Source organism: Oleiphilus sp. HI0123, from assembly GCF_001635315.1.
The window spans coordinates 1-5,858 of the sequence record NZ_LWGE01001444.1 but is presented as its reverse complement, the minus strand read 5'-3'; the positions used below and the strand labels follow the sequence as shown (position 1 = coordinate 5,858).

Annotated in this window: 3 protein-coding genes and 1 pseudogene; 3 read left to right on the top strand and 1 reads right to left on the bottom strand. The window is 43.0% G+C overall.

What is annotated here, in order from left to right:
• Positions 1–322: 322 nt before the first annotated feature.
• Positions 323–1,996: an AMP-binding protein gene (locus A3761_RS18750; RefSeq protein ID WP_068508392.1), complete on the top strand. Its 1,674-nt coding sequence runs from the start codon at positions 323–325 to the stop codon at positions 1,994–1,996.
• A gap of 571 nt (positions 1,997–2,567) precedes the next feature.
• Positions 2,568–2,954: a PqqD family protein gene (locus A3761_RS18745; protein WP_068508390.1), complete on the top strand. Its 387-nt coding sequence runs from the start codon at positions 2,568–2,570 to the stop codon at positions 2,952–2,954.
• A 64-nt stretch (positions 2,955–3,018) separates the two neighbouring features.
• Here the strand turns inward: A3761_RS18745 and A3761_RS18740 are convergent, their stop codons facing one another.
• Positions 3,019–4,671: an electron transfer flavoprotein-ubiquinone oxidoreductase gene (locus A3761_RS18740; protein ID WP_068508388.1), complete on the bottom strand. Its 1,653-nt coding sequence runs from the start codon at positions 4,669–4,671 to the stop codon at positions 3,019–3,021.
• Between the two features lie 705 nt (positions 4,672–5,376).
• Between A3761_RS18740 and A3761_RS18735 the strand changes: the two are divergent.
• Positions 5,377–5,858, top strand: a pseudogene (locus tag A3761_RS18735) (electron transfer flavoprotein subunit beta/FixA family protein); the annotation flags it as partial.

The following is a 5,858-nucleotide window of genomic DNA, read 5'->3' as shown; positions in this document are numbered from 1 at the left end:
GTGGCCATGCTTGCACTGCTTGCAGAATAGCACGCTTTGACTATTATTGATTGAATGGGAGCGTGACTCCGAGTCGTTTTCTGTTACTTCGGCTTTCATGAGACCTCAAAAAACAATCAGATCATTCCGTATGTGTTTACTGAGTAGTTGTGAGTATTGGCTATCTGCATAAAGGAGCCATAAATTACTAAGTTTTTCGGGTGTTTTACAGTTTTTTATTTTAATTTTTGTTCACACCTTTTATTATGATCAGCTTCGGGTATAAATCTAAGTTGAAAGACGGAATTTCTAAACTANATACAATAGGGCTACAGACATCACCATGACCTCTTTGAAGAAAGTAAAGCTGCCTCTTGAGCAGGTATATCGCTGGGAAAAAGCAAAAGCGGATGATATTTATCTAACTCAGCCAATGGGTAACGGCGTGGTTCAGGAATATACCTGGAACCGAGCAGTTGGCGAGGCCAGAAGGATGGCTAGCTATATTAAATCTTTAGATTTACCACCAAAAAGTCGAATCGGTATTCTTTCGAAGAACTGTGCGCATTGGATCATGAGTGATCTGGCGATCTGGATGGCGGGTCATATATGTGTACCTCTTTACCCTACGCTAAATGCTGAAACGGTTAAGTATATCCTTGAGCACAGTGAAACGCAGTTGTTATTTGTTGGTAAACTGGACGACTGGGAAATGATGAAACCTGGTGTGCCAGATGATTTACCTTGTGTTTCTTATCCTCTAAGTCCAAAAACAGATTACCCAAGCTGGGATAACCTGGTTGCTGAGCATGCTCCGATACAAGAAGATACTGTTCGGGATGCTGACGAGTTAGCGACGATTGTTTATACATCGGGTTCAACCGGCAAGCCAAAAGGCGTTATGTTGTCATTTGAGGCCTTAGGTATTGCAGCAAGCGGTGTTGCACAAGCTTTGGATATAAAGCCTACTGATAGAATGTTATCTTACTTGCCACTGGCGCACGTGTTTGAACGTTTTGCGGTTGAGCAGTCCTCTATCCATATAGGTGCTCAGTTATTTTTTGCTGATGCTTTGGATACCTTCCTGGACGACTTGCGTCGTGCTAAACCAACGGTCTTTATTTCTGTTCCACGCCTGTGGTCCAAGTTCCAACTAGGTATCTTTAAGAAGATGCCTCCTAAGAAACTAAATCGTTTGCTTAAGATTCCAATTGTGTCTGGTTTGGTCAAGAAGAAAGTATTGACTGCTCTGGGCTTGGAATACTGCCGTTTTGCTGGAAGTGGTTCGGCGCCGTTATCAGGTGATATCATTAATTGGTATCGTAACCTGGGTCTGGAATTGCTAGAAGGTTACGGTATGTCTGAGAATTTTGCATATTCTCATATCTCATTGCCAGGCCGCTCAAAGGTTGGTTATGTAGGTGAGCCGATGCCGGGTGTTGAACAGCGTATTTCAGAAATTGGTGAGATCGAGGTCAAGAGCCCTGCTACGATGATGGGCTACTATAAAGACGAAGAAAAGACCAAAGAAACCTTTACCGAGGATGGCTTCTTGCTGACTGGTGATAAGGGTGAAATTGATAGCATGGGTCGCTTGCGTATTACTGGTCGTATTAAGGAAATCTTTAAGACCAGTAAAGGTAAGTATGTTGCTCCAGCGCCAATTGAAAACAAGATTGTTGGTCATGATTCTTTAGAGATGGTCTGTGTTGCTGGTGCTGAACAGCCTCAGCCTTATGCTTTGTTGATGCTTTCGGATGAAACTTTTGCTAAGCAGGGTGATGAGTCTTTCCGTAAGCAGGTTGAGCCGGAATTGGAAGCCTTAATGAAAGAGGTTAATGCTTCGGTTGACCCGCATGAGGCGCTGCAATTTATGGTTGTTGTGAATCAGCAGTGGACGATTGAAAATGAGTTCCTGACGCCGACAATGAAAATTAAGCGTAATGTAATCGAAGATGTTTACGCACCTTCTCAAGACGGATGGTATGGCAGTAAGCAGAAGATTATTTGGCAATAAGCCAAACTTAATGTGATATTCAAAAGCCCGCTTATGCGGGTTTTTTATTTTTGCCTTGTTGAGCTCAGTTGTTTGGACCTCAACTGAATTTAGAACTTAAAGCTACTTTGGATACCCAGGGATCAGTCTGAGCTGGATTCGCTCAAACCAAATCCGGAGAGCAAGCTGTAACTGCGCTTTCGATTAGGTACCCAAGTTGTGCTCAATCCGAGCTTTCTGATCGGCTCTCTTGTTATAGAAGATGCTTGCTTGAAGTAATAGCTGGCGCCCAACATGAAGCCTTTGTCCATAAGTCTCTGTATAGAGGCTCTGCCATACCATCGATTATTATATTTCTTGGACGGTGAGTCGCCGGTAATCTGATTATGAAAGGGATGAAAAAGACCATTATGAGTTTGAAGAGTTTGAAGAGTTTGAAGAGTTTGAAGAGTTTGAAGAGTTTGAAGAGTTTGAGGAACCAGTGTTCGAAGACTGAGGTTCTGAGGTGGTAGGTGAAGGTTCAAATTGGGTATATATGTTNAGTGGATATTAGGTTTAAATATACGTCAAAGATTACTTGGAATATGAACTTATGGATAATAGTCAGTTTTTTTATCGTATTGCACCTTTCTCATCTAAAGAGGGGCGAGTTGCTCTGGTAGATATTTTAAACATAGACAACACAACGCCTTTGGATGACTGGCTAGGTTTGGTTGTTTCGTTAGCGGATGGCTTTCATACCCTTCAGCAGTTGATTGATCACTTGTCTGCTCAGTACTCGACGCCTCCCGATAACCTGGAGAAAACTATTTACTCAGTAGTTGAACGTTTGGTTGAAAGTAAAGTGATAGAATTGAGTCAGCGTGTGACGACCTTACCTTATTACTTGAGTGGCCCCGTTGATGAGTTGGATATGGAGCGAGCAAGAAGAGAACTTGCGCTTCAAGATGGTCAGCCAGATGGTGGGTCGCTGCATTAGTTAGCGCTTTCCCATAAGGAAATAAAAAAGGCAGCCTAGGCTGCCTTTTTCTTTGAATATGAATCTACATATTCGGATAGTTTGGACCGCCGCCGCCTTCTGGTGTGACCCAGGTAATGTTTTGTGCAGGGTCTTTGATATCACAGGTCTTACAGTGAACACAGTTTTGAGAGTTGATTTGGAAGCGCTTATCGCCGTTATCTTCTTCTACAATCTCATATACACCTGCTGGGCAATAACGCTGTGCAGGCTCATCAAACTTAGTCAGGTTGTGGCCAAGAGGGATAGAGTCATCCTTAAGCTTTAAGTGGCACATTTGATCTTCTTCGTGGTTTGTATTCGATAGGAATACAGAAGTAAGACGGTCAAAGGTGATGTTGTTATCCGGCTTAGGGTAGTCGATCTTTTTGCATTCTGCTGCTGGCTTAAGTGCAGCATGGTCGTAAGTTTTATCGCTGAAGCTGAAAGGCAGTTTACCACCAAAGATGTTTTGGTCGATAAATGTATAAGCCGCACCAAGGTAAGTGCCAAACTTATGCATAACGCCAACGAAGTTACGCGTGTTGTACAGTTCGTCGTGTAGCCAGCTGTTCTTGAACTTCGCTTCAAAGTTGGTCGCTTCTTCGCCTTCTGCACCGCCAGCAAGCTTCTCTGCAACAGCTTCTGCAGCCAGCATGCCACTCTTCATTGCTGTGTGAGAACCTTTGATTTTCAGCGGGTTCATTGTTCCTGCGTCACAGCCAATTAACATGCCGCCAGGGAATGACATCTTGGGAAGTGCATTGATGCCGCCTTTAATCAGTGCTCGAGCGCCATAACTAACACGCTTGCCGCCTTCTAAGGCATCTTTTAGTACAGGGTTAAGCTTACAACGTTGCATCTCTTCAAAAGGTGATACGTGTGGGTTGCTATAGCTAAGGTCAGTAATTAAACCGAGTACTACTTGGTTGTTTTCAATGTGGTAAAGGAACCAGCCGCCTGTGGATGAAGACTCGCTTAGTGGCCAACCCAGGCCGTGCATAACAGTACCTTCACGGTGTTTAGCTGGGTCGATATCCCAAAGTTCCTTGATGCCGATACCGTAATGCTGAGGATCTTTTCCTTCATCTAGGTTGAACTTAGAGATGATTTCTTTGCCAAGATGTCCACGACAACCTTCAGCAAACATTGTGTATTTAGCGTGTAACTCCATGCCTGGCATGTAAGAGTCTTTTTGTTGGCCGTCTTCGCTGATGCCCATGTCGCCAGTAGCAACACCTTTTACACGACCATCTTCATGGTATAAAACTTCTGCTGCAGCAAAGCCTGGGTATACTTCTACGCCAAGTCCTTCAGCTTGCTCGCCTAACCAGCGGCAAACGTTGCCAAGGCTAACAATATAGTTGCCATCGTTGTGTGTAGGTTTAGGGATAAAAGCGTTTGGAAGTTTTACCGACTTTTCCTGATTGGTCAGGAAGTAAAATTCATCACCTGTTACAGCGGTATTTAATGGTGCGCCCATTTCTTTCCAATTAGGGAACAGCTCATTTAACGCTGTTGGTTCTAGAACTGCGCCAGACAGGATGTGGGCGCCAACCTCAGATCCTTTTTCTACAACGCATACGCTGATTTCATTACCAGTCTCTTCAGCGATTTGTCTTAGACGACAGGCTGCTGATAATCCAGCGGGGCCACCGCCGACAATGAGTACGTCAAACTCCATCGATTCACGTTCCACAATAGGTCTCCTCGTGCATATACGTTATATAGCGTCCTGATGTTAAGCCTGTTTAGCTGGACCAGAGCGCAGTTTTTAGTTTCCGCTTTTTTACGGCGCGCGAATTATACAGTTATTCGCTGAAATTCGCACCCCCAGTCTTTCTGACTATGCTAATTCACAATATGGCAGTGACGGAAGTAGTGATGAATACCTCTCTTTTAGCATGTTGACTAAATATATAGCCACTTTAGCTTCCTGTGCTGCAAAGAGAGTTTCAAACAAACGTTTGAATTTTACCTGTTTATTCAATGTATGTAAAAGGTAGTTGTTATCCTGGTATTCGCAATTGATTTAGAGCATAAAAATATAGAAAAAGAGTGTTGAAATAGGTGCGATTTAATGTGCAACTATTGACCTAAAAGCGATTTATCGGCAGAATCATGCGCTTCGCGAAAGCTGTATTTTATTTAATCTTGGAAGGCTAGTGAGTATTTGCTGGTTTTTTCGAGGGTTAAATGCTGATAAAACACCGCTTAAGAGCCCGAATGGACTAAAGTAGTGTAAATTATATTTTTGCTTCGCGCCTGTATCTGGGTCTATCTAGGTCGTTGTTCAGGGTTTACCGGTCATTGTTAATTTTTATTAGTTAGCGAATGCTTGGGTAAGTAAAACTTTGAAGAATGATAAGACCTCTAAATTCAATTGTTAATTAACGAGGAATCTATGAAGGTTCTGGTCGCTGTTAAACGAGTTATTGACTATAACGTCAAAGTTCGAGTTAAGCCTGATAATTCAGGTGTAGATCTTACTAATATCAAAATGGCAATGAACCCATTCTGTGAAATCGCTGTTGAAGAAGCGGTTCGCTTGAAAGAGAAGGGTGTTGCAAGTGAAATCGTAGTGGTTTCTATTGGTCCTAAAGTTGCTCAAGAGCAAATTCGTACAGCCCTGGCGCTAGGTGCGGATCGCGGTATTCTGATTGAAACTGACGAAGAAGTTCAGTCTCTACAAGCTGCAAAATTATTTAAGTCTGTTGTTGAAAAAGAAGAGCCACAGCTAGTAATTCTTGGTAAGCAGTCTATCGACTCTGATAACAACCAAACTGGTCAGATGCTTGCTGCATTGACTGGTATGCCTCAAGGTACGTTTGCTTCTGAAGTTGTTGTTGATGGCGACAAAGTAAATGTTACTCGTGAAGTTGATGG